We start from the raw sequence: 24,399 nt of genomic DNA on the forward strand, positions 1-24,399 counted from the left end.
TAATGAAAAGGATTGTATTATTAGTAGCTATAGGTGTTCTTATAAGTGCATCTTCGAGAGGACAAATCGATAAGGATCTTAAGCAGAGCTATGTTTCTGCATGGAGTAAACTTATTCCAACTCAACTAAAAATTCAGTATGCTGGCGATATGGGCTTTTTGTCATTGGGTCCTGGATGGGATTTAGGGAAGAAGCGTCGGTGGGAGATAAATACTTTTGTGGGATTTATCCGAGAAACTAACGTTAGTCCAACTCATATTACTTTCACACTCAAGCAGACCTACAAGCCTTTTCGTGTTTCGTTGGGAGAAAAGTTCGAATTAGAGCCTCTTACTGCGGGATTTTATATTAATAAAGTTTTTGGACAGTATTTTTGGCAAAGGCTCCCAGACCGTTATCCTAAGGGCTACTATTTTTGGGCCTTAAATACACGGTTTAATGTATTTTTAGGAGAAGCAATTACGTTTAGATTCTCAAAGTATCTTAGTGGAGATACTTTATCGTTATTCTACGAGTTTAATACAAACGATTTGTACATAATAAGTGCTATAAATAACGATTACCTCAACATAATGGATATTATCAATCTTTCGTTTGGGGTAAAATTCACCTTTTTGTAAGATCAGAGCGCGAAACTCCCATCTATTTTATTCTTTGTTAAAGGACTATATATGGTAAAACTTGTTTTGATATATTTCCTTTTTAATAAAAACGGAAAGCTATGATAAGAGTAAATGTTCAGGTGATTGTAGGCGAGGAGAATAGGGCTAAACTTCTTGAACAGCTAATGTATTTGTCTGTAAACTCTCAACTCGAGAAAGGCTGTTTTGCATACGATATTTACGAATGCGCTAACGATGATGAAAAGTTGTTGATTTTTGAAACATGGGAGAGCGAAGCTGCTTTAAAGGCTCATCAACAAACCGCTCATTACAAAAGTGGTAGCCCACGGATGCGAGAATTAGCAAAAGATGTTAAGGTAGAGCGTTTTGTTTACTGATTTCTGATCTTTAATTTGAATGGATTACATAATAAGGTAGGTAGATTTCTTTTGGAAAAGAGTTCTACCTACCTTACATATAGGAAGCATGTAGGTTACCGTTTTTTTAGTTCTTTATCGATATATACAAGTCCACCTCCATCACCAACTCGTTTAAGCTTTTCAATTATCGCTGTTGCATTCTTTTCTTCCTCTACTTGTTCATCGATATACCACCTTAGGAAGTTTTGGGTTGCGTAGTCTTTTTCTTGTACGGCAATGTCCATCAAATTATGGATTAGGCTTGTTACTTTTAGCTCGTGCGTTAGCACGTCTTCGAATGCTGCTAGTGGTGTTGGCCAAGTTTGTGTAACCTCTTTAATGGCGTGAAGCCTAACCGTTCCTCCTCGATCGTTAATGTAATCAAAAATTTTAAGAGCGTGCTCTGATTCCTCTTTGTATTGAACCCTAAACCAATGAGCAAAACCCTCAAATCCTTTGCTTTCAAAGTCCGCAGACATGGAAAGATATAGGAATGCAGACCAAAATTCGGCATTGATTTGGTCGTTTAGTGCATCTAACATTTTGTTGTTTATCATAGTCGTAGATTTTAATAATTATACTACGTTTAACTTGGCTAAATGTTTAATATGATAGGTTTGTGTTTTGCTATTCGGCATTGATGTGGTGGTTGTAAAAAGAAAAAGGGAAGATTCACATCTCCCTTAACCTGATTAACAAACTGCTACTAATTTTTATTTCAAACCAGTATTCATAATTCTTTTTAGAGATCTTCGAGTATAGCAAACTCGAAAGATGCCGCTTCTTCTACGTTAACAAGGCCGTATATCCATTGAGGTTCGAGCCTAGGTATATACTTCGATATATTCGATTGAAGATTTCCAAGATTTAGCTGCAAATTGTTTTCTACAATTGCCTCTTTAATTCGTAATGCAGAATAATTGTTGCCCATAGTCTTGTTGTTTGTAGTTAGTTGCTCTTAAAATTGTAGTGCTGATCTCAAAAAACAGTTTGGCAAAACTATCCGTAAAAATGAATTGACCAAAATAAAAATGTTAAATCAACGTTTTGCTAATCAATTTGTTGTATTTGATTTGATGTGACTTTAAAGTGTATGAGAAAACGATGTTTGAGGTTTTAAATTGTAATCGTTTTTCTTTAGATGCTTTTTAAATGGCTCTAATTGATGTGTGTTAACAATTTGTTGGTTGAGCAGAAACTTCTGTGAGTTAGATAATTCTTTATTCGATAAATGGAAGCAGTAACGATATAATTATTCGTTAATTTAGAGGCTTCTATTTAGAGATAAGAAATGCGTATACTTCATACTTCTGACTGGCATTTGGGAAAGCGCCTCGATGATTTCTCTCGTTTAGATGAGCAGCGAGAGGTTCTTAATGAAATTATTGAAATAGCCAACGAGCAAGACGTTGATGCGGTGCTTATTGCAGGCGATCTGTTCGATACTTACAATCCTCCAACCGAAGCTGTTGATCTATTTTACCGATCTCTTAAGAGGCTTACCAATAATGGTTCTAGACCTGTTATTGCTATTGCAGGTAATCACGATTCGCCCGATCGTATCGAGTCGCCCGACCCTTTGGCAAGGGAGTGCGGTATTGTTTTTATCGGATATCCCAATACTGTTGTGCCTTCTTTCGAATTGGAGTCGGGATTTAAGGTGCTAAAGTCGGCAGAGGGATTTGTTGAGCTGCAGCTACCCCGATGCAACGAGCCTCTTCGAATACTGCATACCGCTTACGCCAATGAGTTTCGGATGAAGACATATCTTGGGTCGGAAAACAATGAGCAGCAGCTGCGCGATATGCTAGCCACAAAATGGGGAAGTCAGGTCGCTGACTATTGCGATAGTCTGGGGTGCAATCTTCTTGTAAGCCATCTCTTTTTTATAAAGGAGGGGGCGGATTTACCAGAAGAGCCGGAAGATGAAAAGCCAATTCTGCATGTTGGAGGAGCGCAAGCCATCTTTTCGGGAAACGTCCCTGGTGGATTACATTACGTTGCTCTTGGTCATCTACACCGCAAGCAGATTGTTGATAGCGCTCCTTGCCCGATAGTTTATTCGGGTAGCCCATTATCATACTCTTTTTCAGAAGCTAATCAAAGCAAGTATGTAATGATAGTTGATATGGAGGTTGGAGGAAACGTTGCTGTAAAGGAGATTCCGCTAGCGAAGGGTAAACGATTGCTTCGGTACAGGGCTGATGGAGTTGAAAAGGCTATCGAGTGGCTACAAGATAATACAGATGCGCTTGTGGAGCTTACGCTTGTCTCCGATACCTACATTACGGCGCAGGAGCGAAAACAGCTACTCGAGGTGCATCCTAATATAATAAGCATAATACCCGATATAAAATCTAAAGAGTTGATGGCTTCGGAAAAAAGCATGGCTGATCTTAGCAAGAATACTGAAGAACTCTTTAGAGACTACTTTATAAAGGAGAAGGGGCAAGAGCCTAGCGACTCGTTGATGACCCTATTTAAGGAAATGTTGGCAGAGGAGGAAGCGTAATGATACCAGTAAGACTAACCATAGAGGGATTATACTCCTACCAAAGAAAACAAACCATCGACTTTACAAGGTTAACTGCCGCCAATATCTTCGGAATCTTTGGGCAGGTGGGTAGCGGGAAGTCGTCTATCCTGGAGGCCATCAGCTATGCCATTTATGGCGATACCGAAAGGCTAAATAGCAAGGAGGGTAGGGGCTATAATATGATGAACTTGAAATCGGATAGCCTGCTTATCGAATTTGAGTTCGTCTCTGGAATCAACCATAAGAGCTATTTGGTTATAGTTTCTGCTCGACGTAATTCTAAGCGGTTCGAAGATGTAAAGACGATTGAACGTAAGGCTTTTGTTGATGATGCAGGTGACTGGAAGCCTGTAGAGTTGTCATCTTTAGAGGAGGCAATTGGATTAAGCTACGCCAACTTTAAGCGCACCATCATCATACCGCAAGGAAGGTTTCAGGAGTTCTTGCAGCTCGATAAGAAAGAGCGTACCAACATGATGAAGGAGCTCTTTAACCTCGAGAAGTACGATCTCTTTAGAAAGGCTGCTTCGTTGGATAAGCGCAATAACGATAAGCGTCAGTTCCTAGAGGGGCAGCTGTCGTCGTTAGGTGATGTTAGCGCTGAGCAGATTGAACAGCTAAAGGAGCTGCTAAGCCAATATCAGGATCTTGCTAAGGAACTATCTGCCGAACTCGAGCAAAAGCGTAAGGAACTTGAGGCGTGGAAGAGGCTAAAGGAGCTAAACATCAAAAAGGAAAAGCTTTTAGCCGACAGAAAGGAGCTAGCGGAGAAGACTGCGGCAATTAGCCGCTTGGAAGATCAGCTAAAGAAGTACGAGTACTGCCTAGTTCACTTTAAAGGGTTGATGGAGCAGGAGCAACAGGCTCAAAAGAGCATCAATTTGCTAAATGAGGCGCTTCGAATCGAAAAGCAATCGCTAAAGAAGACGCTAGATGAGCTCGCCGATAAGCAGCAACAGCAGGTAACCCTTAAAGCGGACTACGATCAGCGTGATCGGCTTAATGCGGAGGCTGACGATCTTGACCGAATCGCTAAAGCAAAGGTGCTAATCGCTGAGATTGAGAGTCTGATAAGCAGAACTGCCAAGGGCGAGGCGGTAATTAAGGCGAATGAGGCTAAGGTAAAGGAGCTAAAGGATGTTCAGGAGAAGCAAACGAGCAATCTGAAAAACCTAAAGCAGCAGCTCCCGGATGTTGCCCTACTATCGAGGGTGCGAGAGTGGTATACCTATAATAAATCGTTATCCGCCCAGCATGCCGAGGCTAAACAGGAGCACGAATTGGCTCTAAAGGAAAAGCAGAGCGCAGATGGTGAACTTGTTTTGCTGCTCGATGGAAAGGATTTTGCAGTAGGCTTGCCTGTTGCTTCACCTGCTCAGGCGCAGGAGAAGATTCGTGAGGAGGTTGTTCGGTTAACCGACATCGTTAGGCAAAAGGATAAGGAGCTACAGCATCTGCTGGTTCAGCAAAAGCTGGGGCAGTACGCCGATGAGCTTAAAAGCGGTGAGCCTTGTCCTTTATGTGGTTCTACCCATCATCCGCAAATTCTCAATATCGCCAATGTTGCTGAGGCAATCAGCACTACCCGCAGGCAAAAGGAGAATGCCCAAGCTAGTATTGACCAATGCAACGTGCTAGATAGAAAGCTGGTTGAGCTTGGTACAAAGCTTAAAGGAGTAAACGAGAAATGTGGTAGGGCTACCGAGCGGGTGGCTAAGCTGGAGGCTGATATTAAGCAGCATCAGGATAAGTTCGAGTGGGAAGCGTATAAAACCGAGGAGTCGTTAAGCAAAGCCTTTGCCGCAGCCGATAAGCTGGGTAAGGATATTAAGCAGCTGGAGGACGCTATCGAAAAGGCAGCGAGCAATCTTCAAGAAGAGGAGAAGAATACCGAAAAGTACCGAAAGGCGGTTGAGGCGTTTAAGCTCGAAATGGCTTCGAAGGAGGGGCAAAAGCAATCGCTGATTGCCGGATTGCGCCATCTTCAGCTATCTCAGCATGAAGGTAAGGCTCCAAAGGAACTCGAAGATATGGCTATCGCTATGCGCAACCATGTAGGCAGCGTTGTTGCTAAGTTCGATAAGCTTTCTACCGAGATTGCCGATCTTCGGCAGCAGGAGGGGAAGAGCAGCGGAAGCATTGCGGCAAATGAGGCTAACCTACTTAAGGAGCAGCAGAGCCTAGATTCGATAACCCAAAGCATAAGCCAAAAGCTAGAGGCTAACGGGCATTTATCGCTGGAGGAGGTGAAGCAAACGCTTGCCCTTGGCTTAGATGTTGACGGCGTTCGTAAGCAAATTGCCTACCATAATCAGGCAGTACAAACCGTTGTGGCACAAATCATCGAGAACGAGAGGGAGTTTGCCGGGCGTACCTACAATGCCGAAGAGCATTTGGCTTTGGATGCTGTGGTTGTCGAGCTAGCCAATAGGGAAGGTGCCAACCGTAAGGACATTGGTCGTGTAGAGAACGAGATTGCCACCAAGAATGCCGCCCTAGAGCAGCAGGCTGCCATCCGAAAGGAGCTAGACGTTGTGGTAATGCGCGCTTCGGAGCTCGCTACCTTAAAGAACATGCTCCAGGGGAATAAATTCATCGACTTTATTAGCACTACCTACCTGCAAAACCTGTGCAGCGCTGCCAACGATCGATTCTACAAGATGACACGTCAACGGCTGAGCCTCGAATTGACCGAAGACAACAGCTTTCAGGTACGCGACTACATGAATGGCGGCAAAACCCGAAGCGTTAAGACGCTATCGGGCGGGCAAACCTTTCAGGCATCGCTGTCGTTGGCGTTGGCGCTATCCGATAACATCCAACGGATGCAGAGCGCCGATCAAAACTTCTTCTTCCTCGATGAAGGCTTTGGCACGCTCGATAAAGATTCGCTCGGAATCGTGTTTGATACCCTTAAATCGTTGCGGAAGGAGAACCGTATCGTTGGGGTGATATCGCATGTTGATGAAATGCAGCAGGAAATCGAAACCTACCTGAAGGTAGTGAATCACGATGATAGGGGAAGCATTGTAACCGCGAGCTGGGAGTAAATATCGTTTTCGGATTAACCACAAAGGGCACAACGGATTTAGTTAGATCGCATAAGAGGTAAATTAACTTGAACTCGATCTAAGACGATAATGATTAAAATAAAGCTTTCCAAGGGTGTATTCCCCTCCTTTTCAAGGAGGGGTGCCCGAAGGGTGGGGTGGTTTAAGTCAAAACAGTAAAGAATCACTAAATGTTTTGACTATAACCACCCCCGGCTACGCCGACCCCTCCTTGTAAAGGAGGGGAATCGCGCTGATTATACCTTTTGCTAACCAAATAAAGTTAGTTCAATCCTTACATCGAACTCACGTTAATTGGCATTTATCTTTAGTGGTCTTTGTGCTGTCCTTCGTGGACTTTGTGTTTATATTTTACCACAAAGGGCACTAAGAATACGCCAAGATCGAAAAGTTGGCAGGTTAGGTTCTGGCTTTAGGACTTCCTGCGCTGTGCTTTGCGATCTTGGCGCTTTTATTTTCGTTTAGAACGACTACTTTACCTCAGTAAGGTTCTGTATGGTTTGATTCTTGTCCTTGCTACTTTGCGATGATCCGAAGTAGAAGCTAAAGATTTGCGTTACAATGGCGCTGAGCACGCCCAATATGTAAAGCACAATCTCCTTTGTGTTACCCTTCTCGCAGAAACCAAAGATTAGCGCGAAGAATAGGGCAAAGGTTAGCAGCGTTGTTCCAAGAGCCAGGTACGGACCAACATTTTTCGAAAGCTTAGTTGAGTTGGCGCTGGTTTGTACGGTACTTGCCATGGCACGTGCATCCTTAACATCGGCAAATACCTGTCCGGTTTCTTCGAGGTTAAGCTTGCGCATCTCTATTTGGTACTGCATCTCTGCCTTCTTTATCTCGTTTTCGAGCTGCATCTTCTCTTCCTTGGTTGTAACAATATTGTCTACAACCCCACCAACGGCGCTAACAATGTTTGAAGCGCCGCTGCTAAATATTGAATCGAGGAATCCCATGTTTTCTGCTTGTTTTAGTTTTCACCCAATGCTCGGCGCACCCAACCGTAGAAGTACTTCTTGCTAGTTGGACGATTCTTTACGATGTTGACATATCGGGCAATCTTTGCCACGGTAAACGATGCGATAAAGTGATCGGGGTCGAAGCTGTTGATCATTTGTACCGACTGATTGCCGATAACTCCGTCTTTATCGGCACCAACAACCAGCTGTGCTAATGAAGAGCTGGTGCTAACTCCTGCATTTACGGCAAAATCGAAAATAGATGTTGCCACTTCCTGATTGGTGAGCTCATCACCCTTAATTCTATCCCAGTAGTTAACCTCATAGAATGACCGTACCGCTTCTTGCAGATCTGAATCCTTATCGAGGTTCGCCGGAAAGCCCGATTGCTTCTTCAGCATATCAATATGAAGCCAGCCATCCCATTTGCTGTTCATCTTTCGGGCTACTCCCTTGTAGGTTTCGCCACCTGGATCGTCTGGATCGTTGACATATCCGCCTTCGTGGGATAAAACCCACTGTAGAGCCTGTTCGTAGTTTGCCATAGTTAGGTATATTTTATCTAGATTTGATATGTGTTAAAGTTAGTGAATAGTATTAAACAAAACAAATTGATGTATTTATGTTTAAGTAGATGTGGTAATGGCTATTATTTACCTATGTTGTCGTATTTCCAACTCTAGCTTTTATTGCTACTTTTGGCATGTAAGCATTTTTGAAATTCTATTTTAATCTTACAGTATAAGCGTTCTCGGGTATCCTTTTTATCTCGAGATAGGATTTGGAGTTCAAGGGTGCTTAAAGCTATTTTTTGTTTTACTTAAAGAGGATGCTGTTCTGCCGTTTGCGGGTGGGCTGCTTACCTGATATGCGATAAAAATATGAGGCTATTCTTAAGGGCTAGGCATTGGATGCTATTCCTGATGCTGATTGCCCCTTCGCTTATATGCGAAATGCTACCGCTTAACGAACTCGACTATAAATTTTCTAAGTCTATAGTACAGTCTGTTTTCTTATTGGTGATATCCTTATGGTGCTATAGCATAGCTTTATTCTTCAGAGGATATCTCGGTAAGAATGGCTTGAAGCAAAAGACCATTGTGGATTCTGCATTTGGCGTTTTGCTGCTATTTTTACTCTTTTACCCGTTAAGCCGCTTATACAATACCGAGGTTGAGGCAATATTGCCCTGGTGGCTTCTTGTTGGCTTTCAGATTTTACTGATAGCGCTATTCCTAGCAATGGTTTTCTTCGGAGCAAGAACGTTGGTAGCCTTAAGAAAAAAGGGGCGCGAAAATATCTTCGACATACTGTCGGAGATGCTCAACATTATATGGTTTCCCATTGGCATTTGGTGGATGCAGTGTAGGGTTAACCGCTACTACAGCGAGAAATGCGAAAAGCAGCAGGTTAACGAATCGGCTAGTAGTGGCTGTTGTATGTAGTATTTGCCGATGTTTTGATGGCTATGTTTTGATGCATGGCAATCGAATTATTCAAACACAGGGCGCTAATCGTATTAAACGTTACTATTTACATTTTATAGAGGGTATGAGGAACGAATTTTTGACGCAAAACGGCAAAATACACTTTTTAGATAGCCATATCGATATTAGCTATAGGAAAAGAGATGTTGTAATGCATATTACTCTGATTGTAGTTTATATTCTTTGGGGGGTAACTAAGCTTCTAGACTACCTAGATAAGGGAAGGCTTCTCGATTTTGTACTAGCGATCATGCTTTTGGCTGTAGCTATTGCTTTTATTATTCGTGTTTTTGCTCAAAATCGAAATAGGAATATTCCATATAGTATAGTAAAGCAAGTTGTTGTAAAGCTGCAGCGGTTTACTAGCAGGATAAAGCTTCGAATTGAATTAGACTGTTCGTTAAGTAAGATTGTTTACTTCGATTTGCACGAGTACACCCTAGTGGATATTAAGGATAACTTTATGGAGAAAGAAATTCCTGTTACTATTAAAGAATAGGTTGCCGAGTTGTTCCTATGCATCTATCCGATTAGCTTTTGCTGCAAGCTATGCTAGCTCGTTATGCTGCAAATGGCATATATCTCCCTTCTAAAAAGCCATAAGCGTAGCAGGTTGCTTGCATTTCTTTGTCTACTATCATTTAATGGCGGCTTTTGCGTACCATTTTGCCGCCCCATGGCTATTTGCTTATCCATGTTTTATCGCTTATTTTGCACAATATCTTAACCATTTAAGCATATGAATGAGCAGCAACCCCATACGGGCAATGGTAAGCTTAAGCGCGATTTAGGCCTTTGGGCAGCCACTGCAATTGTCATTGGGAATATGATAGGTTCGGGCATATTTACTGCGCCCCAGTCGCTAGCGGCAGCATCCAATCCCACATCGTCTATTATTGCTTGGCTAATCACATCTGTTGGATCGCTATTCCTTGCGCTTGTCTTTGGAAAGCTCGGAGCCCTTTACCCACGCTCGGGAGGTCCTATCGTTTACACCCGACTTGCTTATGGAGAGTTTGCCGCCTTTCTTATTGCGTGGACTTTCTGGATTGGAATGTGGGTAGGTAACGCCGCAATCATTACTGCCGTTGTCCGATACCTTACCATCTTCTTTCCTGCTTTAGGGACTAATGGCCTACTGGCATTTATTGTCTCCTCATCCATTCTATGGCTGTTCACGCTCATCAACCTGAAGGGCGTAAAGGAAGCCGGCTTTGTTGGAATCGTTACTACCGTTGCCAAGATCAGCGTTCTGATCGTTGTTATCGCTGTAGCCTTCTGGGGATTTAGCTTCGATAACTTCTATACGGTATCAGCTGCTGAGCTTAGCGGGTTTGGCTCTATCCCTGTTGCTGTTGCCATTACCTTATGGTCGTACATCGGGCTCGAGAGCGCATCGGTTACGGGGGGAGAGATAAAGAACCCGGCGCGGAATATTAAGCTGAGCACCATTCTCGGATTCTCCATAACCGCCGTTATCTACATTCTTACCAGCTTTGCCGCCATGGGGGCGATGCCTCAAAGCGAGCTGGCCAATTCTACTGCCCCCATGTCCGATATCATCAACCGCATTAGCGGAGGAACCTGGGGCGGATGGTTTATGGCGTTGGGCGTGATTGTTGCTGCTGGTGGGGCAACCTCGGGATGGATTCTCACCACCGCACGAAGCTCGTTTGCAGCAGGAGAGGAGAAACTCTTTCCTTCGTTCTTTGCGAGGGTTCATAAGCGCTATTCTACGCCTTCGGTATCGCTCATTGTTTCGGGCGTATTGGCCAATGTGCTGTTGAGCCTTAACTACGTGCTCTCGCTTACCGATGCGTTCAACTTTATGATACTACTGGCCACGCTTGCCTTTCTTCCTGCCTACAGCTTTAGCGCTGCTGCTCAAATTCTTCTTACGAATACCGAGGAGAAATCGTGGCGAAAGCTGCTTAAGGCTTCCATTATTCCGCTCTTAGCCTTTATCTACTGCGTTTATACCACCTATGCCGCGGGCGCCGAAGTGGCCATGTACACCTTTATTCTTATGCTGCTGGGCATTCCTGTTTTTGTTGTGATGCGATTGCAGAATAGGAGGTAGCTGCTTGCCATGTCAGGAAGCAGCTTTTGCCCTATTCGTGCTGGTATTGATTAACCCCTAAAGAAAGATCTTTTAGGGGGCGCTGATGAAGTATCTGTCTCAAACTTCTCTTTAGGGATGTTTGTGAAAGCTCTGCTGTCATGGGCATAAAGACATGTTGCTGCTATAAAAAAGATAAAGGAGGTCGTTTACAGACCTCCTTCTACTGCTTTTAGCATTTAAGCAACAGTATCCTATTGTGCTGCGCTCTTTGCTTTAGACTTACGTGGACCACTGTGCTTAATGTCGCTCTTGCGCTTACCTCCAGCTTTCTCGTACTCGTTGCTGTCGTTACCATACTTTGCTGCAACGGCAATAAGAATCTTCTCGCTGAGGTTGTTGGCTGCTTCCTCCATCTGCTCTACAGAATTCAGCTTCGAATCTACATTACCTAGGAAGATGTTGTAATCTTCGAGCTCTGAATTGTAGGTTAAAAGCGTCTGCGAAATAGCCTCAACCGTAAGGTTATTCCCTAAGTCGAGCTTTTCGTCGATAGCCTTTAGCCCCGAAAGACGCTGAGCGAGCTTCTCGAATGCTGGAGAAGTCCTCTTCTTTCTAGCCATAATATTCCTCCTTTCTTCTTTAAAAGGGTGATACGTATATTAACTGTTGACTGTTGTTTTGTTATGCTTTAATTGGTTAATGATTAAAGCTGTAACTGTGTTATAAATATAGAGAATATATGTTAGTTTAAAAATGTACGTTAATGCGCGGGCTTGCTCTAATTGTGCTCTGGTTGGAGTAGAAAGCTGCGTGGAAGCCTTGCTATTCCTAGCTTTCTTAGCTTTTTTACACTTATAGCTATTTTATTAAAACATGCTATAAAACATATAAATCAAAGGTGTTTTTCTATTTTTCTTCATTCGGTTTTATGGCAAAACGGGCTAATGGAGTGGGGGAATGCCCATGGGAATAATGGCTTACTACGGAGCTGAAAAAGCTAAAGCTTAGTTAGATTAGGTTAGAGCATTATTAGATAATGTTGAAGCTTTATTTGATTAGGTCGAAGCTTATGCTAATAAGATGAGAGCTTTATTTGATTAGACTTTAACCTATGCTGATTAGGTCGAAGCTTACACTAGTAAAGCTACAACCTAAATTGATTAGGTTATAGCTTATATCGATTAGGTTATAATGCTACTTACTTACATATCGGTATATCTATGTTTGCTTAGCGCTCGGTTTGCTGTGTTTGCTGCTTTGTCTCGGTGATAAATGGCTCGAAAAAGCATTTGCGTAAGGTTATTTAAGCTACATTCGCAGCCAATCCTTTAGCCGTAAATCTATGTAAATAGTTAGGGTATTACCTTCGTTTATGAGGATTTTACTACAGCTTTTTGTTTGGCAAAAGTTGCAATATGGAACTCATATTCTGCTTTGCCGTTATTGTTGTTGATTAGGCTAAGGTGGCTGTTGGGGAAACTCGTTTATTAGGTAGCTTAGGCTGTACGTCTTTACCTTTTATACGCTATTCCTATTACCTGTTCAGAAATAATTTATACAAAAATTATGGGAAAACGTATTATGTTGGCAGCCTTTGTTGCTGCTATCAGCGCCTGCTCGGCATACGCGCAGAGCAAGAGTGCCGATTCTTTAAGATGCTGGATGAAGGCTCTTTCATCTGATGAAATGAAGGGAAGAAGATGCTTTTCTGCCGAGCTGGATAAGGCTGCGCTTTGGATTTCGGAGAAGTATAAGGAAAACGGAGTTGTTCCTTTGAAAGGGAAGAGCGATTACTTTCAGGAGTATGGCCCTTACGAAGAGAATAAGATGCAAAAGAACGTGGTCGGCTATATTCCCGCTCGGGAAAAGTCTAAGGGTTATGGCTCCTTTATTCTTCTCTCGGCCCATTACGACCATATTGGTGTCGAAGAAGGAAGCACGGGCGACATCGTTTATAATGGGGCCGATGACGATGCTTCTGGAATTGTAATGCTACTTGGAATTGCCAAGGAGATTAAAGATCGGAAGCTCTTCCCCGATTGTGCAATCGTCCTAGTTGCCTATAGCGGAGAGGAGATTGGGCTCGAAGGCTCAAGAGCTTTTTGTGAAAGCAAGCTTTTACCCTTTAGCAAGGCCCGAATTAACATTAACTTCGAGATGGTTGGCCATTCCACTCAGTTTGGTAAGCATAAGTTCTACATTACTGGACAAAAGGAGTCTAAATTTGGCGATTTCCTTAACCAGTATAACCGTAAGCAGGAGTGGAAGCTCGTTGATTTAGGAGATGAGGGCGATTACCTGTACACCTTAGCCGATAACTACTCGTTTGTAGCCTTTGTAAACAACGATAAGGTGCATATCCCGGCACATACCCTAGCAACAAGTACGGGGGAGGAGCATATGCACACGGTTAAGGACGAATGGCAGTATGTCGATTACGATAACCTACAATCGTTGGTACGCTACATGGCGAATCTGGTTGTTAGCCTTTCGAAGAGCAACGTTAGGCTTAGCAAGTATGCGAAAGGTAGCGCATCGACCAAATATTAAATAAGGCTATAGCTGTATATAAAGGTGCTATAACGTAGTAGGCTTTGGTGTTGCTTGCCATAAAATCAATTGTTCAATGAAAAGTTTTCTGCTAATCTCGTTACTGTTGCCATTATTGGCTTTTGGAGAGAGGCATGAGAAGGTTGCTTCGTGCCTAGACTCTACAGAGCATGTGGAAATAGCCTTAATGCTGCTTTATAGCAATGTAGAGCTTGTGCCTACGTGTAAGTATCTGGATGTTTACCGAAAAGGTAGACTGCTAGATCGAATTAATGTAAGGAAAACCCTTAAATCGCTTCCTACTATTGCCAATCTCTTTAGCCAATTCGATAGCGTTGAAAGAAATAATCAAGTACGATACTACAGCCACGAAAATGGGGAAAAGAATTTGGCGTATGTAAAGACGCTTAATCAGAAACGAAAGCCCATATTGCTTGTAGGCTATGTTGAGGATAGCATTTCCTGGGGGAAAACCTTTTACCGCTACGATAGCAGCGATAAGCTGATTGAGGAAACGGACTATAAGTTCTATAAATACTCACGCGATTCGACCCTGCTGCAAACAAACCGCAACATATACCTTGATGGTAAGCTAAAGGAGACCCATTTTACGCAGTATGTCGAACTCTCTGATCTAGTTTCTACGACCGACTGCTACTTTAACAGCAGCGGCGATCCCGTAGAGCAGCATCATAAGCTGCAAACAAAAAAGGGCGAGCAGATAAATCAATCGAGTACCCGATATGGGTATCAAAAGGATAGGCTATTGTCGAGTGTTGTAAAGACAGGGGAAAAGAATGATGCGCTATATTTTGAATATCGTGGTAGTAGAATACTTGCCTATAGGATGAAGAATGGAGTTCGAAAGCTTATTTATACCTTTGTACAGGTAACGGCAAAAAATAGACAACGAGATTAATTACTAAAAACGTTATAGATGAAAATTACGGGTAGAATTGGATTAGGGGTGATGCTTGGCATCTTATGCCTAAGCGGAAATGCGCAAAAAAAACAGGCTGATTTCATAAAGGATCTTCTTTACGCCCAGTGTAAGGGTGTGTTTAAGCCAGCTGACAAGCCCAGTACGATAACCCAGAAGGAGTACGCTTTTCCTTGGAGCAAAACCGCAAAGATCGAAAAGACTTCGTTAGAAGCAGCGCTCGATTCGCTTATGGGTGGCATCTCATGCAGCAAAAGCGGCGACGAGCTAAAGGTTCAGTCGAAGTTTCCTGCAAATATTGACGTAGATTCTAAGCTGTTTTCGATGAGCATTCGTAGCATCAGCTTGCAAAACGAAAAGGGAATGGCTGTAAGCCTTGACACCAGCATGAATTTCGTAAGCTTTGGGAGCGAATTTCACTCGTCTTTCGAAACGGATAGCAGCGGCAATACCATTTCAACGAATACGAAAAGGCAAACAGTAAGCCGTTCTGTTGGCATTAAGAATGCTGCTAAAAGCATAAAGGGAAGCCTTGCCATCACCTGTTGTATTGTTGATGGGTACGATTACGTTAGAATTCAGCCTTCTGATGCCGGAAAGGAGATCAGCTTTGGCGGGATTAAGCTAAAGGTGCTTTCGGTAAAAGGGCAAGTTGCTGCAATCAAAGTAGTAGAAGGCAGCATTAACTTCGACTATCTGGTTGCCGATTCAAATAACGAACCCTACATGGGCATGTCCTCTAAGCTAAGCTTCGCCCAGCAGGACTACGATTTCTTTTCGATGCCCAACGCCTTTGATAAGGCTACCTTCGATGCTTACTACCTAAGCAACAAGGAAAGAATGCTTAGTAAGGATGCCGTGCGCGATGTGATTGTTGTAAAAGGAGCCGGCTCCATTGGCAATCTTTACCTCTACAAGCCTGCTAGCAAGGTAACCCGTAGGGCAGAGGTTGCTGTAAATCTTTAAATAGCTTCGACCTATACTAAATAGGAAAGGGCATTTGCTAATTTGCTGCTGGCCCAAACGCAAAATATAGGCTGCCATCGAGCTTCGATGGTGGCCTATTTTATTTCAATAGGCGCATTGCTTACAGCTAATTAGTTGCCAAGAGCTTTTATGTGTCGCTATCCTGAGTATCTTTGTGGCTTAATAATTTACGACAACGAATGAAGTTTGAGGATTACCACATATCCGACCAGATAAAGAGAAACCTTAGCGAGCTAGGGTTTAAAAGGCCTACCGATATCCAGCATCGCTCAATTCCTCCAATACTAAAGGGCGAAGATGTGCTTGCAATCGCACAAACTGGAACCGGAAAGACGGCAGCCTTTGCCATTCCCGTCATAGATATTCTGCATACGTCAAAAGCCTCGACCCGAACCGATGGAATTCGCTGCCTAGTGATGGCGCCTACGCGCGAGCTGGCCATTCAGATCTCCGAAGTCTTCAAAAAGCTTGCCCAGTTTACGCGGGTTTCAACCTTTTGCGTATTCGGTGGTGTTGAGCAGGATGCACAGATTGCCCGTCTCGAAAAAGGTATCGACATACTGGTTGCAACACCTGGTCGAATGTTCGATTTGGTGAGCCAAGGCTACATAAAGCTCAACAAAGTCGATATGCTGATACTGGATGAGGCAGATCACATGCTCGATTTGGGCTTTGTTCGCGACATACAGGATGTAGTTAAGTTTCTACCTCGAAAGCATCAAACGCTATTCTTCTCGGCAACCATCAACGAGTATATAAAGAACATCGCCTACTCGTTAGTTCGTAACCCAATTCGAATACAGGTTTCGCCTAAGGATCCGGTTGCAAAGAATATCACCCACTCGGTTATTTTTGTCGAGATGGACGATAAGCGATTCTTCCTAGAGCGCGTGGTAAACGAAAATCCCGAGAGCAAGATTCTTGTATTCGTTCGTACAAAGGTACGCGCCGAGCGCGTTTGCAGCGCAATGGAGAGGGTAGGCATTAAAACCATCACCATTCATGGCGATAAGGAGCAGCAGCAGCGTAACGATGCCATGGCAAAGTTCCGAATCGGCGAGGTAAAGATCCTAATTGCAACTGATGTCAGCGCTCGCGGCATCGATATCCCTGATGTCGACTACGTAGTTAACTACGACTTGCCCGATAAACCCGAAAACTACGTCCATCGCGTTGGTCGTACCGGCCGTGGTAAGCAAAAGGGGCTTGCGGTTTCGTTCTGCAGCACCGAGGAGAGGAATACCCTAAAGGAAATTGAAGCATTCTTAGATAAACCGATAACCGTTAAGGAGGTCACCCGTAAGGATTACGTCGAAACCATCGACTTCTCGAGCGATGGCAATGATGACTGGCGCGGATTGCTGCGCGAGGCTAACCAAATGGATGCTGGTAAGCCCGTAAAGGCAAAAGGAGGCTCAAAAGCAAAGGCTGCTAAGCCTAAAAAGAAGGATAAGAATAGCTGGTAAAGCAAAATAGAGCGAGATCGTAAGAAAAGGTCTCGCTCTATTCTGTTTTATCTCGGATATAATAGTGTATCCTTTGGGAAATTCTTTTAGGCCTTTAGCCTAGAGTGTAGTATTGCTCGCTATTTTAGCAGAGCAGGTAACCTGGTACGATTTTTTTCTTGTCGTATTGCTACTTTCTAGCTGTAAGCTTAAAAGGAATGCCGTACTGTGAAACTCCCTTTACCACAAAATCAAATTTCTGTCCTGGTTCTTTAAATAGGGTGTAGCTGTCACCGTTAAGAAGAAGGGCTCGTCCCTCGCTCTTTACGTAGTATTTAACCATCTTAGGCTCTGGTGAAACGCTAAAGTAGTAGGTGCTCCTCGAAACCATGCTGTTGTCATGAACCTTGATGTTAAACCTATACTTAACAGGATTCCCTTTGTGATACTCTGTGAGGCTAACCATTTCGTTGTTCTGGTACTCGATTTCGGCAATTTTCGATCCATCAAAACTATACCTGATGGTTGTTCCTACTGAGTATCCATCCTTAAATAGGCCTTTCTCGAAGAGTTTTCCTGTTTTGTAGTACATTCTGGACGGACCATCAACTTGTCCGTTCTTATGGTTGTACTCTCTTTTGATCTTACCATTGTCGTAGTACTCTACGTATTTACCATTGAGCATGCTGTCGGAGACTTCGGCATAGGCCTTAAGCGTTCCGTTCTTGTAGTAGCATTTCGCGATGCCCTTTTCCATTGTTCCTTCAACGTCGAACTTAACCCCATTAATAGTAAGGGTACTATGAGGCTTGTTGCAGCTGCAAATGATTAGGAGTAGGCTACAAATGATAGAGGTAATCTTCATTAGATTTTTGTGTTAATGTGATTTAAAAATAGCGATTGTTGTTCAAATTCCAAGTTTTGCCCCAGTATTCTTCATTTTTTTGAGAAGCAATGCTTGTTAAAGCTACTTTTTTTCTATTTTTGGCCGATCAGAATGGAAATATGAAACTGAACACGACTTCAAAGCTGATATTCCGTAATCTGAAGAACAGAGACGCTTTCTGTTCCTAATCTCCTTTTAAGGTGTGCTCTCTAGCACCTTCCCTTTTCCTATTTGCTTGTTAATTCAGCTGACGTTGGCCTAATGCTAACGCGTTTTGCTGTATTCGTTAATCCAAATAAAATATACTTATGGAACTTCCATTTGCAGAATCGTACAAAATTAAGATGGTAGAGCCTATTCGTCGTTCTACCCGCGAAGAGCGTGAGCGCTGGATTAAAGAGGCTCACTACAATTTGTTTAACCTTAAGAGCGAGCATGTTTTTATCGATTTGCTCACCGACTCGGGTACTGGCGCCATGAGCGACAGGCAGTGGAGCGCAATGATGCTTGGCGACGAAAGCTATGCAGGTGCTAGCTCTTATTTTAAGATGAAGGAGGCTATCTATAACATCCTTGGCTTCCCTTATTTTCTTCCAACCCATCAGGGACGTGCTGCCGAAAATGTTCTATTCTCGGTGCTTATTAAGGAAGGCGACTTCATTCCTGGTAACTCTCACTTCGATACCACCAAGGGGCATATCGAGTTTCGTAAAGCCCATGCGGTTGATTTGACCATTGATGAGGCTGCTAACACCCAACTCGAAGTGCCATTTAAGGGGAATATCGACATAAATAAGCTAGAGCGTTTCCTTAAGGAGCATCCGGTAAGCAAGGTGCCATTCATTTGTATGACCGTTACCAACAACACAGCTGGAGGTCAACCCGTATCAATGGAGAATCTTTGTGGCGTTAGCAAGCTCGCCAAGAAGTATGGCATTCCTGTTCTATTCGACTCTGCTCGCTTTGCCGAGAATGCCTACTTTATTAAGATGCGCGAGAAAGGCTATGCCGATAAGACCATTAAGGAGATTGTAAAGGAGATGTACCAGTACGCCGACTACATGACGATGAGCTCTAAGAAGGATGCCATTGTTAACATGGGTGGCTTCATAGGATTTAAGGATGAAGAAACCTTTCAGAAGGCAACTGTTTTCAATATCATGTACGAAGGCTATGTAACCTACGGTGGAATGAGCGGTAGGGATATGAATGCTCTTGCAGTTGGCTTAGACGAGGGCACCGAATTCGATACGCTCGATAATCGTATTCGTCAGGTTGCATATCTTGGTCAAAAGCTCGATGAGTATGGAATACCATACCAACGTCCAGCTGGTGGTCATGCCATATTTGTAGATGCAAAGAGGGTTCTTCCAAACGTGCCTCGCGAGGAGTTCCCTGCTCAGACATTAGGTGTAGAGCTATATCTCGAAGCAGGAATCAGAGGCGTTGAAATTGGTGCAATACTTGCCGACCGCGATCCTGAAACCCGAGAAAATCGCTATCCCGAACTAGAGCTGCTTCGCCTTGCTATTCCACGTCGCACCTACACCAACAACCACATGGATGTTGTTGCTGCAGCGCTGAAAAACGTGTTTGATAGGCGCGATAGCATTACCCGTGGTGTTGTAATAACCAAGGAGGCTCCAATTCTTAGGCATTTTACAGTAGAGTTGGAGAAAGCAAAGTAGGCTAGACAAGTCCTTTCATCTATTATTTTATATTATTTTGTTCGAGGTAGGGCCCGTTGGGCTCTGCCTCTTTTGCTATTTCCGGATTCAGGAAAGGTTGAGGTGGGCAATGTTTAATAATAATTTGTTTACTCCTAATAAAAATTAGATTTTTGCGATTCATTTCAACCAACCCTTGATGAAAGATTTTACCGAAGGTAAAGTATCAAAGCTAATATTCAACTTTTCAATTCCGCTGCTACTTGGGAATGTTTTCCAATCGTTATACAGCATTATAGATAGCATTATTGTAGGTCGATATCTTGGTGCAAAAGCCCTAGCCGCTGTTGGCGCATCGTATCCTATTATATTTTTCATTATAGCGTTGGTTATTGGAATTGGAGGTGGTGGTTCAATTATTATTGCACAATATTTTGGGGCAAAGCAGTACGATAAGGTAAAGCGGACTGCGGATACCATTAATATCTTCTTGCTTATATCCGGTTCGGTAGTCGCTATCTTAGGATTATTTCTTGCAAAACCCATTTTACAGCTAATTATGCTGCCCGAAGAGCTGCTCAACGATGCCGCGCTATTTTTAAAGATATACTTGGGCGGGATGGTTGTTTCTTTCGGTTTTAACGGCGTTATCTCAACCCTAAGAGGCGTTGGCGATTCGAAAACGCCGCTATACGTATTGGCGGTATCTGCAGTAGCAAACATTTTTCTTGATATACTATTTATTGGTGTTTTTCACTGGGGCATTGCAGGTGCGGCTTGGGCAACAGTTTTAGCTCAGCTGGGAGCCTTTATTGCTGCGGTTGCCTACATAAATCGTAACCATAAAATATTTAGGTTTGCAATAAAGGGGATGGTTTTTGACCGAGAAATTTTTCGACATTGTATAAAGATTGGTCTACCATCTGGGTTTCAACAAACCTTTGTTGCCTTAGGAATGACGGCCCTAATGGGAATCGTAAATACGTTTGGGACTAACGTTATAGCAGCATATAGTACAGCTTCTCGTATCGATTCTTTGGCAATGATGCCAGCAATGAATTTCTCGGTTGCCTTATCGACCTTTGTTGGACAAAATATTGCTGGGGGAAGGATGACCCGTATTACCCAGGGGCTTAAATCGACATTGATAATGTCGTTGATTATAACGGCAATAGTTTCGCTGGTGGTTATCATTTTTGGGCACAGCATGATGCGGATGTTTACAACAAATGAAGAGGTTGTTGCCATTGGGGGAGAGTATCTTACAGTTGTTTCCATCTTTTACTGGATGTTTACCATTATGTTTGTTGTAAATGGACTATTGCGAGGGGCCGGAGCTACAATGGTTCCAATGCTAACAACGTTGGTGTCCCTATGGGCTGTTCGCGTTCCAGCAGCCTTCTTCTTGTCGAAGGTAATAGGGGAGGATGGCATTTGGTGGTCTATCCCCATTGGATGGGTTGTGGGTATGCTTGGCGCTTTTATTTACTACAAAACGGGAAAATGGAAGGGGAAAACCGTATTCCACCGATCTGGAATTACTCAAGCCGAAGAGGCAATGAGGGGAGAAATAGAGATTTAGAGCGCATTGTAGATGAAAAAGAGTTACCTTTATCCAAATTTATATAGAACATGGTAAGATCAATGACCGGCTATGGCAAAGCCGAACAAGAAATACAAGGGAAAAAGATTACTGTAGAGATTCGCTCGCTAAATAGTAAGCAGCTCGATTTGAATGTTAAGCTGCCGATGTCGTATCGCGAGTACGAGTTGGAACTTCGTGCAGAGATTGCCAAAAAGTTGGTAAGAGGGAAGTCCGATCTTTTTGTTTTTGTTGAAACAGTAAAGGAAGAAGCGCCTGCTACCATCAACAAAGAGGTATTTGGGTGCTACTACGATCAGATAAAGCAAGTTTCAGAGCAGCTTGGAATAAGCCTTGCCAACGAGCCTGTAGTGCAAACAATACTTCGTATGCCGGATGTTCTACACGTAGAGCGTCAGGAGGTAACAGAAGAGGAGGTTGCGGCACTTAAGCAATCAGTTCAGGGTGCTCTTAGAGAACTAGAGAAGTTTAGGGCGCAAGAGGGTGCTGCATTAATCGCCGATATCCTTCATCGAGTTGAGAAGATTGAGAACCTCGTTACGACTATTGAGCCTTTTGAAAAGGGACGAATTGATGTTATAAAGAATAGAATAGCCAGCAATTTGGCCGAGTTTGTTCCTCAGGCAATCATCGATCAAAACCGATTCGAACAAGAGTTGATCTTCTACGTTGAAAAACTTGACATTACAGAAGAGAAGGTTCGCCTTCGTAACCATTGTAAGTACTTCCGCGAGATATGTGATGCAGAAGAAGCACCCGGACGTAAGTTGGGCTTTGTTGCTCAGGAAATGGGCCGCGAGATTAACACGCTAGGGTCGAAGGCTAACGATGCCGACATTCAGAAGATGGTGGTTCAGATGAAAGATGAACTTGAAAAGATCAAGGAACAGGTTCTGAATATTCTATAATCCCACTTTTTAATTGTTTTTGTACATCAAACGAGCATGGTTGGTAAAATGATAATTTTCTCAGCTCCATCGGGGGCTGGGAAAACTACTATAGTTAAGCACTTACTCTCTAAGTTCCCTCAATTCGAATTCTCTATTTCGGCAACTTCTCGTAAAATGCGCGATGGCGAACAGCATGGAAAAGATTATTTCTTTCTTTCGGTTGATGATTTTAAACGCCGCATTGCTAACGATGAATTTGTGGAGTGGGAAGAGGTGTACGCCGATAACTTTTATGGGACGCTAAAGTCTGAACTCGAAAGAATATGGGCTAAGGGGAATGTTGTAATCTTTGATGTTGATGTAAAGGGTGGGGTCAATCTAAAAAGGATGTTTCCCGATAATTCTCTTTCGCTGTTTGTAATGCCTCCTTCGGTAGAAGAGCTTCGCAATAGGTTAGTTGGACGCGGAACAGATAGCGCAGAAGCCATCGAACGTCGAGTTGCTAAGGCTCAAGAAGAACTCTCATATTCCAGCAAGTTTGATGTTGTTGTGGTTAATGACAACCTCGAAGATGCTAAGAGCAAGGCAGAAGATGCTATCGCTTCATTTTTAAGATAGACTTTACCTATGTTTATCGGGCTTTACTTTGGGTCGTTTAATCCTGTTCACAATGGGCATCTTCAGATTGCAGGGGAAATGCTTTGCCAGGTGGGGTTCGATGAACTTTGGTTTGTGGTAAGCCCTCATAATCCACTAAAAGAAGCGGCTAACCTTGCTTCGAATTTTGACAGGCTGGCTATGCTGCAACTTGCCCTTTCCGAGGTTAGCCTTCCTATTAGGGTTTCCGATGTGGAGTTTAATCTTCCAACCCCTTCGTACACCTACAAAACGCTAGAGGTGCTTGCAAAGAGCCATCCCGATGACCGTTTTGCGCTAATTATGGGAAGCGACAACCTTGCTGTTATTGAGAAGTGGAGGGAGTACGAGCATATTCTTGAGAAGTATCCTATTTACTTCTATCCCCGTAAGGGTGACGATGCGGAGGGACTAGTTTCTGCCTATGGAGCTCAAAAGGTTGATGCGTTGTTGCTCGATATATCATCAACGCAGGTACGCCAAATGGTACTGCAATCTCAGCCTATCGATCATTTGGTGCCTTTGTCTGTGGCTGCGTATATTCGAGATAAAGGCCTATACGCAGAGTGAATACTTTCATAAAAAATTAGCGATATGGAACAAAATGCCAAGAACGTTGCGGTAATCTACTCATCGAAGCATGGAACTACCGAAAAGGTTGCCAAGCAAGTAGCACAGTTTCTGAGTATGAATGCTACGCTAATCAATTTAAAGGAGGTTAAGCAGCCCAACCTAGCGTCGTTTGATTGCATTGTTATTGGGGGATCGATCTATGCAGGGAAGGTACAACCCAAGGTGGCCGAATTCTGCACTCGCTACATGGAGACTTTGCTTCAGAAAAAGGTAGTTCTATACCTATGTGCGATGAACCATAAAGAGTATGATATAGAGTTGCGTAATGCTTATCCTGAAGCACTTCGGAACCATGCCGTAGCGGCAAGTGTGGTTGGTGGAGAATTCCTTTTCGAGAAGATGAATTTTATTGAACGCTTCTTGGTTAGAAAGATATCAGGAGTAAACTCTTCCATCTCGAAACTTGACGATGAAAAGATTGAAGCACTTGCTAAAGCAGTGATGGAGTAGCAGCTACTGTTATGCATTAAAGCAAAACTCCCGGTAGATATCCCAGCATTTCCCATTATGCTTTAGTAGGAAAATGCTATTAACCGTAAAAGTATTGTTAAATGCCTGCTCTTTATATTTATCCCACGCCAAATGGAACTTATGTGATGTTAAATCGCGTGTAGCAAGTGTGACGTGTGGATGTACTTCTTTTGTTATCTCCTTGGGGTCGAAATTCACCTTTTCTTCGAGTGTTTTTTCGAGCTTTGCCTGAAGTTCGGTAATGGGGGCGTGGTTTACAACTTTTATGTATAAAACACGGGGTGCGAAGCAGCCGAATCCCAAAAGATCAACGTTAAAGGGGGGCTGTTCTGCTGCAAATTGGGCTAACTCTTGAACCAGTGCTCGCTCTATGCTTTCGTCCTTTTTAAAAGGCATTTGGAGGGTTATATGAGGCGGCAATTTTAGCGCATGCTTGGCTTTATAGCGCATGCTTACCTCTTCCTTAATTTTCTGAATTTTATCTCTTAGCTCCAGATTAGGAATAATGGCAATAAAGTAGAGCTTTTTTTCGTTCATGTTTCCTTTTAAATGTAC

The 24,399-nt window shown here is 43.2% G+C and carries 24 protein-coding genes; 17 read left to right on the forward strand and 7 right to left on the reverse strand.

The window, feature by feature from the left end:
- The first annotated feature begins 2 nt into the window (after window positions 1-2).
- Both CLV25_RS08705 and CLV25_RS08710 read left to right on the forward strand, forming a co-directional pair.
- The gene (locus tag CLV25_RS08705) at window positions 3-620 is read left to right on the forward strand and encodes a hypothetical protein (protein WP_131839258.1); all 618 of its coding nucleotides are present in this window, start codon (window positions 3-5) and stop codon (window positions 618-620) included.
- Between the two features lie 101 nt (window positions 621-721).
- On the forward strand, window positions 722-1,000 hold the full coding sequence (locus CLV25_RS08710) for a putative quinol monooxygenase (RefSeq protein WP_131839259.1): 279 nt from the start codon (window positions 722-724) through the stop codon (window positions 998-1,000).
- A gap of 95 nt (window positions 1,001-1,095) precedes the next feature.
- On the opposite strand, the gene CLV25_RS08715 is transcribed toward CLV25_RS08710, so the two are convergent.
- Together CLV25_RS08715 and CLV25_RS08720 are read right to left on the reverse strand one after the other, a co-directional pair.
- Window positions 1,096-1,578, reverse strand: coding sequence for a ferritin (locus CLV25_RS08715; protein ID WP_131839260.1), 483 nt, complete (start codon window positions 1,576-1,578; stop codon window positions 1,096-1,098).
- Window positions 1,579-1,763: 185 nt separating this feature from the next.
- Entirely contained in the window at window positions 1,764-1,952 is a 189-nt protein-coding gene (locus tag CLV25_RS08720) for a hypothetical protein (RefSeq protein ID WP_131839261.1), read from the reverse strand.
- A 360-nt stretch (window positions 1,953-2,312) separates the two neighbouring features.
- Between CLV25_RS08720 and CLV25_RS08725 the strand changes: the two genes are divergently transcribed.
- Complete coding sequence (locus CLV25_RS08725) at window positions 2,313-3,533, forward strand: metallophosphoesterase family protein (protein ID WP_131839262.1); 1,221 nt, start codon at window positions 2,313-2,315, stop codon at window positions 3,531-3,533.
- Window positions 3,533-6,607 (forward strand): AAA family ATPase, encoded by a 3,075-nt coding sequence (locus CLV25_RS08730; protein WP_131839263.1) that lies wholly within the window; start codon window positions 3,533-3,535, stop codon window positions 6,605-6,607. Before CLV25_RS08725 ends, CLV25_RS08730 begins: the two co-directional genes overlap by 1 nt.
- A gap of 491 nt (window positions 6,608-7,098) precedes the next feature.
- Here the strand turns inward: CLV25_RS08730 and CLV25_RS08735 are convergent, their stop codons facing one another.
- Both CLV25_RS08735 and CLV25_RS08740 read right to left on the reverse strand, forming a co-directional pair.
- Complete coding sequence (locus CLV25_RS08735; RefSeq protein ID WP_131839264.1) at window positions 7,099-7,584, reverse strand: hypothetical protein; 486 nt, start codon at window positions 7,582-7,584, stop codon at window positions 7,099-7,101.
- Window positions 7,585-7,598: 14 nt separating this feature from the next.
- Window positions 7,599-8,132: a glycoside hydrolase family 108 protein gene (locus CLV25_RS08740; RefSeq protein ID WP_131839265.1), complete on the reverse strand. Its 534-nt coding sequence runs from the start codon at window positions 8,130-8,132 to the stop codon at window positions 7,599-7,601.
- 336 nt (window positions 8,133-8,468) lie between these two features.
- On the opposite strand from CLV25_RS08740, the gene CLV25_RS08745 reads away from it, so the two are divergent.
- From CLV25_RS08745 to CLV25_RS08755, 3 genes are all read left to right on the forward strand, one after another.
- The gene (locus CLV25_RS08745; RefSeq protein ID WP_131839266.1) at window positions 8,469-9,032 is read left to right on the forward strand and encodes a hypothetical protein; all 564 of its coding nucleotides are present in this window, start codon (window positions 8,469-8,471) and stop codon (window positions 9,030-9,032) included.
- Window positions 9,033-9,225: 193 nt separating this feature from the next.
- On the forward strand, window positions 9,226-9,573 hold the full coding sequence (locus tag CLV25_RS08750) for a hypothetical protein (RefSeq protein WP_131839267.1): 348 nt from the start codon (window positions 9,226-9,228) through the stop codon (window positions 9,571-9,573).
- A gap of 240 nt (window positions 9,574-9,813) precedes the next feature.
- Window positions 9,814-11,154: an amino acid permease gene (locus tag CLV25_RS08755; RefSeq protein WP_131839268.1), complete on the forward strand. Its 1,341-nt coding sequence runs from the start codon at window positions 9,814-9,816 to the stop codon at window positions 11,152-11,154.
- A 233-nt stretch (window positions 11,155-11,387) separates the two neighbouring features.
- Here the strand turns inward: CLV25_RS08755 and CLV25_RS08760 are convergent, their stop codons facing one another.
- Entirely contained in the window at window positions 11,388-11,756 is a 369-nt protein-coding gene (locus CLV25_RS08760; RefSeq protein ID WP_131839269.1) for a hypothetical protein, read from the reverse strand.
- 946 nt (window positions 11,757-12,702) lie between these two features.
- Between CLV25_RS08760 and CLV25_RS08765 the strand changes: the two genes are divergently transcribed.
- The 4 genes from CLV25_RS08765 (at window position 12,703) to CLV25_RS08780 (ending at window position 17,079) form a co-directional block, all read left to right on the forward strand.
- Window positions 12,703-13,686: a M28 family metallopeptidase gene (locus tag CLV25_RS08765; protein ID WP_131839270.1), complete on the forward strand. Its 984-nt coding sequence runs from the start codon at window positions 12,703-12,705 to the stop codon at window positions 13,684-13,686.
- A gap of 76 nt (window positions 13,687-13,762) precedes the next feature.
- Window positions 13,763-14,605, forward strand: coding sequence for a hypothetical protein (locus CLV25_RS08770; protein ID WP_131839271.1), 843 nt, complete (start codon window positions 13,763-13,765; stop codon window positions 14,603-14,605).
- Between the two features lie 18 nt (window positions 14,606-14,623).
- A complete protein-coding gene (locus CLV25_RS08775) occupies window positions 14,624-15,592 on the forward strand; it encodes a hypothetical protein (protein ID WP_131839272.1) in 969 nt (322 codons plus the stop codon).
- A gap of 200 nt (window positions 15,593-15,792) precedes the next feature.
- Window positions 15,793-17,079 (forward strand): DEAD/DEAH box helicase, encoded by a 1,287-nt coding sequence (locus tag CLV25_RS08780; protein ID WP_131839273.1) that lies wholly within the window; start codon window positions 15,793-15,795, stop codon window positions 17,077-17,079.
- Window positions 17,080-17,248: 169 nt separating this feature from the next.
- Here CLV25_RS08780 and CLV25_RS08785 read toward each other — a convergent pair whose 3' ends face one another.
- Window positions 17,249-17,923, reverse strand: coding sequence for a toxin-antitoxin system YwqK family antitoxin (locus CLV25_RS08785; protein WP_131839274.1), 675 nt, complete (start codon window positions 17,921-17,923; stop codon window positions 17,249-17,251).
- Window positions 17,924-18,252: 329 nt separating this feature from the next.
- On the opposite strand from CLV25_RS08785, the gene CLV25_RS08790 reads away from it, so the two are divergent.
- From CLV25_RS08790 to CLV25_RS08815, 6 genes are all read left to right on the forward strand, one after another.
- Window positions 18,253-19,632: a tryptophanase gene (locus tag CLV25_RS08790; RefSeq protein ID WP_131839275.1), complete on the forward strand. Its 1,380-nt coding sequence runs from the start codon at window positions 18,253-18,255 to the stop codon at window positions 19,630-19,632.
- A 178-nt stretch (window positions 19,633-19,810) separates the two neighbouring features.
- Entirely contained in the window at window positions 19,811-21,193 is a 1,383-nt protein-coding gene (locus CLV25_RS08795; RefSeq protein WP_131839276.1) for an MATE family efflux transporter, read from the forward strand.
- A 50-nt stretch (window positions 21,194-21,243) separates the two neighbouring features.
- Window positions 21,244-22,122 (forward strand): YicC/YloC family endoribonuclease, encoded by an 879-nt coding sequence (locus tag CLV25_RS08800; protein ID WP_243649611.1) that lies wholly within the window; start codon window positions 21,244-21,246, stop codon window positions 22,120-22,122.
- Between the two features lie 48 nt (window positions 22,123-22,170).
- Window positions 22,171-22,722 (forward strand): guanylate kinase, encoded by a 552-nt coding sequence (gene gmk / locus CLV25_RS08805; RefSeq protein WP_243649612.1) that lies wholly within the window; start codon window positions 22,171-22,173, stop codon window positions 22,720-22,722.
- Between the two features lie 9 nt (window positions 22,723-22,731).
- Window positions 22,732-23,310, forward strand: a complete 579-nt coding sequence (nadD, locus tag CLV25_RS08810; protein WP_131839278.1) for a nicotinate (nicotinamide) nucleotide adenylyltransferase — start codon at window positions 22,732-22,734, stop codon at window positions 23,308-23,310.
- 24 nt (window positions 23,311-23,334) lie between these two features.
- Window positions 23,335-23,823: a flavodoxin domain-containing protein gene (locus tag CLV25_RS08815; RefSeq protein WP_131839279.1), complete on the forward strand. Its 489-nt coding sequence runs from the start codon at window positions 23,335-23,337 to the stop codon at window positions 23,821-23,823.
- A gap of 9 nt (window positions 23,824-23,832) precedes the next feature.
- Here the strand turns inward: CLV25_RS08815 and CLV25_RS08820 are convergent, their stop codons facing one another.
- On the reverse strand, window positions 23,833-24,381 hold the full coding sequence (locus tag CLV25_RS08820) for a 2'-5' RNA ligase family protein (RefSeq protein ID WP_131839280.1): 549 nt from the start codon (window positions 24,379-24,381) through the stop codon (window positions 23,833-23,835).
- Window positions 24,382-24,399 lie beyond the last annotated feature (18 nt).

Source organism: Acetobacteroides hydrogenigenes (assembly GCF_004340205.1).
Taxonomy (GTDB): Bacteria; Bacteroidota; Bacteroidia; order Bacteroidales; family ZOR0009; genus Acetobacteroides; species Acetobacteroides hydrogenigenes.

What these genes read in the sequence shown, in the direction of transcription:
- CLV25_RS08705 (WP_131839258.1), top strand. Translation starts at nt 3, where the DNA reads ATGAAAAGGATTGTATTATTAGTAGCTATAGGTGTTCTTATAAGTGCA.
- CLV25_RS08710 (WP_131839259.1), top strand. Translation starts at nt 722, where the DNA reads ATGATAAGAGTAAATGTTCAGGTGATTGTAGGCGAGGAGAATAGGGCT.
- CLV25_RS08715 (WP_131839260.1), bottom strand. Translation starts at nt 1,578, where the DNA reads ATGATAAACAACAAAATGTTAGATGCACTAAACGACCAAATCAATGCC.
- CLV25_RS08720 (WP_131839261.1), bottom strand. Translation starts at nt 1,952, where the DNA reads ATGGGCAACAATTATTCTGCATTACGAATTAAAGAGGCAATTGTAGAA.
- CLV25_RS08725 (WP_131839262.1), top strand. Translation starts at nt 2,313, where the DNA reads ATGCGTATACTTCATACTTCTGACTGGCATTTGGGAAAGCGCCTCGAT.
- CLV25_RS08730 (WP_131839263.1), top strand. Translation starts at nt 3,533, where the DNA reads ATGATACCAGTAAGACTAACCATAGAGGGATTATACTCCTACCAAAGA.
- CLV25_RS08735 (WP_131839264.1), bottom strand. Translation starts at nt 7,584, where the DNA reads ATGGGATTCCTCGATTCAATATTTAGCAGCGGCGCTTCAAACATTGTT.
- CLV25_RS08740 (WP_131839265.1), bottom strand. Translation starts at nt 8,132, where the DNA reads ATGGCAAACTACGAACAGGCTCTACAGTGGGTTTTATCCCACGAAGGC.
- CLV25_RS08745 (WP_131839266.1), top strand. Translation starts at nt 8,469, where the DNA reads ATGAGGCTATTCTTAAGGGCTAGGCATTGGATGCTATTCCTGATGCTG.
- CLV25_RS08750 (WP_131839267.1), top strand. Translation starts at nt 9,226, where the DNA reads ATGCATATTACTCTGATTGTAGTTTATATTCTTTGGGGGGTAACTAAG.
- CLV25_RS08755 (WP_131839268.1), top strand. Translation starts at nt 9,814, where the DNA reads ATGAATGAGCAGCAACCCCATACGGGCAATGGTAAGCTTAAGCGCGAT.
- CLV25_RS08760 (WP_131839269.1), bottom strand. Translation starts at nt 11,756, where the DNA reads ATGGCTAGAAAGAAGAGGACTTCTCCAGCATTCGAGAAGCTCGCTCAG.
- CLV25_RS08765 (WP_131839270.1), top strand. Translation starts at nt 12,703, where the DNA reads ATGGGAAAACGTATTATGTTGGCAGCCTTTGTTGCTGCTATCAGCGCC.
- CLV25_RS08770 (WP_131839271.1), top strand. Translation starts at nt 13,763, where the DNA reads ATGAAAAGTTTTCTGCTAATCTCGTTACTGTTGCCATTATTGGCTTTT.
- CLV25_RS08775 (WP_131839272.1), top strand. Translation starts at nt 14,624, where the DNA reads ATGAAAATTACGGGTAGAATTGGATTAGGGGTGATGCTTGGCATCTTA.
- CLV25_RS08780 (WP_131839273.1), top strand. Translation starts at nt 15,793, where the DNA reads ATGAAGTTTGAGGATTACCACATATCCGACCAGATAAAGAGAAACCTT.
- CLV25_RS08785 (WP_131839274.1), bottom strand. Translation starts at nt 17,923, where the DNA reads ATGAAGATTACCTCTATCATTTGTAGCCTACTCCTAATCATTTGCAGC.
- CLV25_RS08790 (WP_131839275.1), top strand. Translation starts at nt 18,253, where the DNA reads ATGGAACTTCCATTTGCAGAATCGTACAAAATTAAGATGGTAGAGCCT.
- CLV25_RS08795 (WP_131839276.1), top strand. Translation starts at nt 19,811, where the DNA reads ATGAAAGATTTTACCGAAGGTAAAGTATCAAAGCTAATATTCAACTTT.
- CLV25_RS08800 (WP_243649611.1), top strand. Translation starts at nt 21,244, where the DNA reads ATGGTAAGATCAATGACCGGCTATGGCAAAGCCGAACAAGAAATACAA.
- gmk (WP_243649612.1), top strand. Translation starts at nt 22,171, where the DNA reads ATGATAATTTTCTCAGCTCCATCGGGGGCTGGGAAAACTACTATAGTT.
- nadD (WP_131839278.1), top strand. Translation starts at nt 22,732, where the DNA reads ATGTTTATCGGGCTTTACTTTGGGTCGTTTAATCCTGTTCACAATGGG.
- CLV25_RS08815 (WP_131839279.1), top strand. Translation starts at nt 23,335, where the DNA reads ATGGAACAAAATGCCAAGAACGTTGCGGTAATCTACTCATCGAAGCAT.
- CLV25_RS08820 (WP_131839280.1), bottom strand. Translation starts at nt 24,381, where the DNA reads ATGAACGAAAAAAAGCTCTACTTTATTGCCATTATTCCTAATCTGGAG.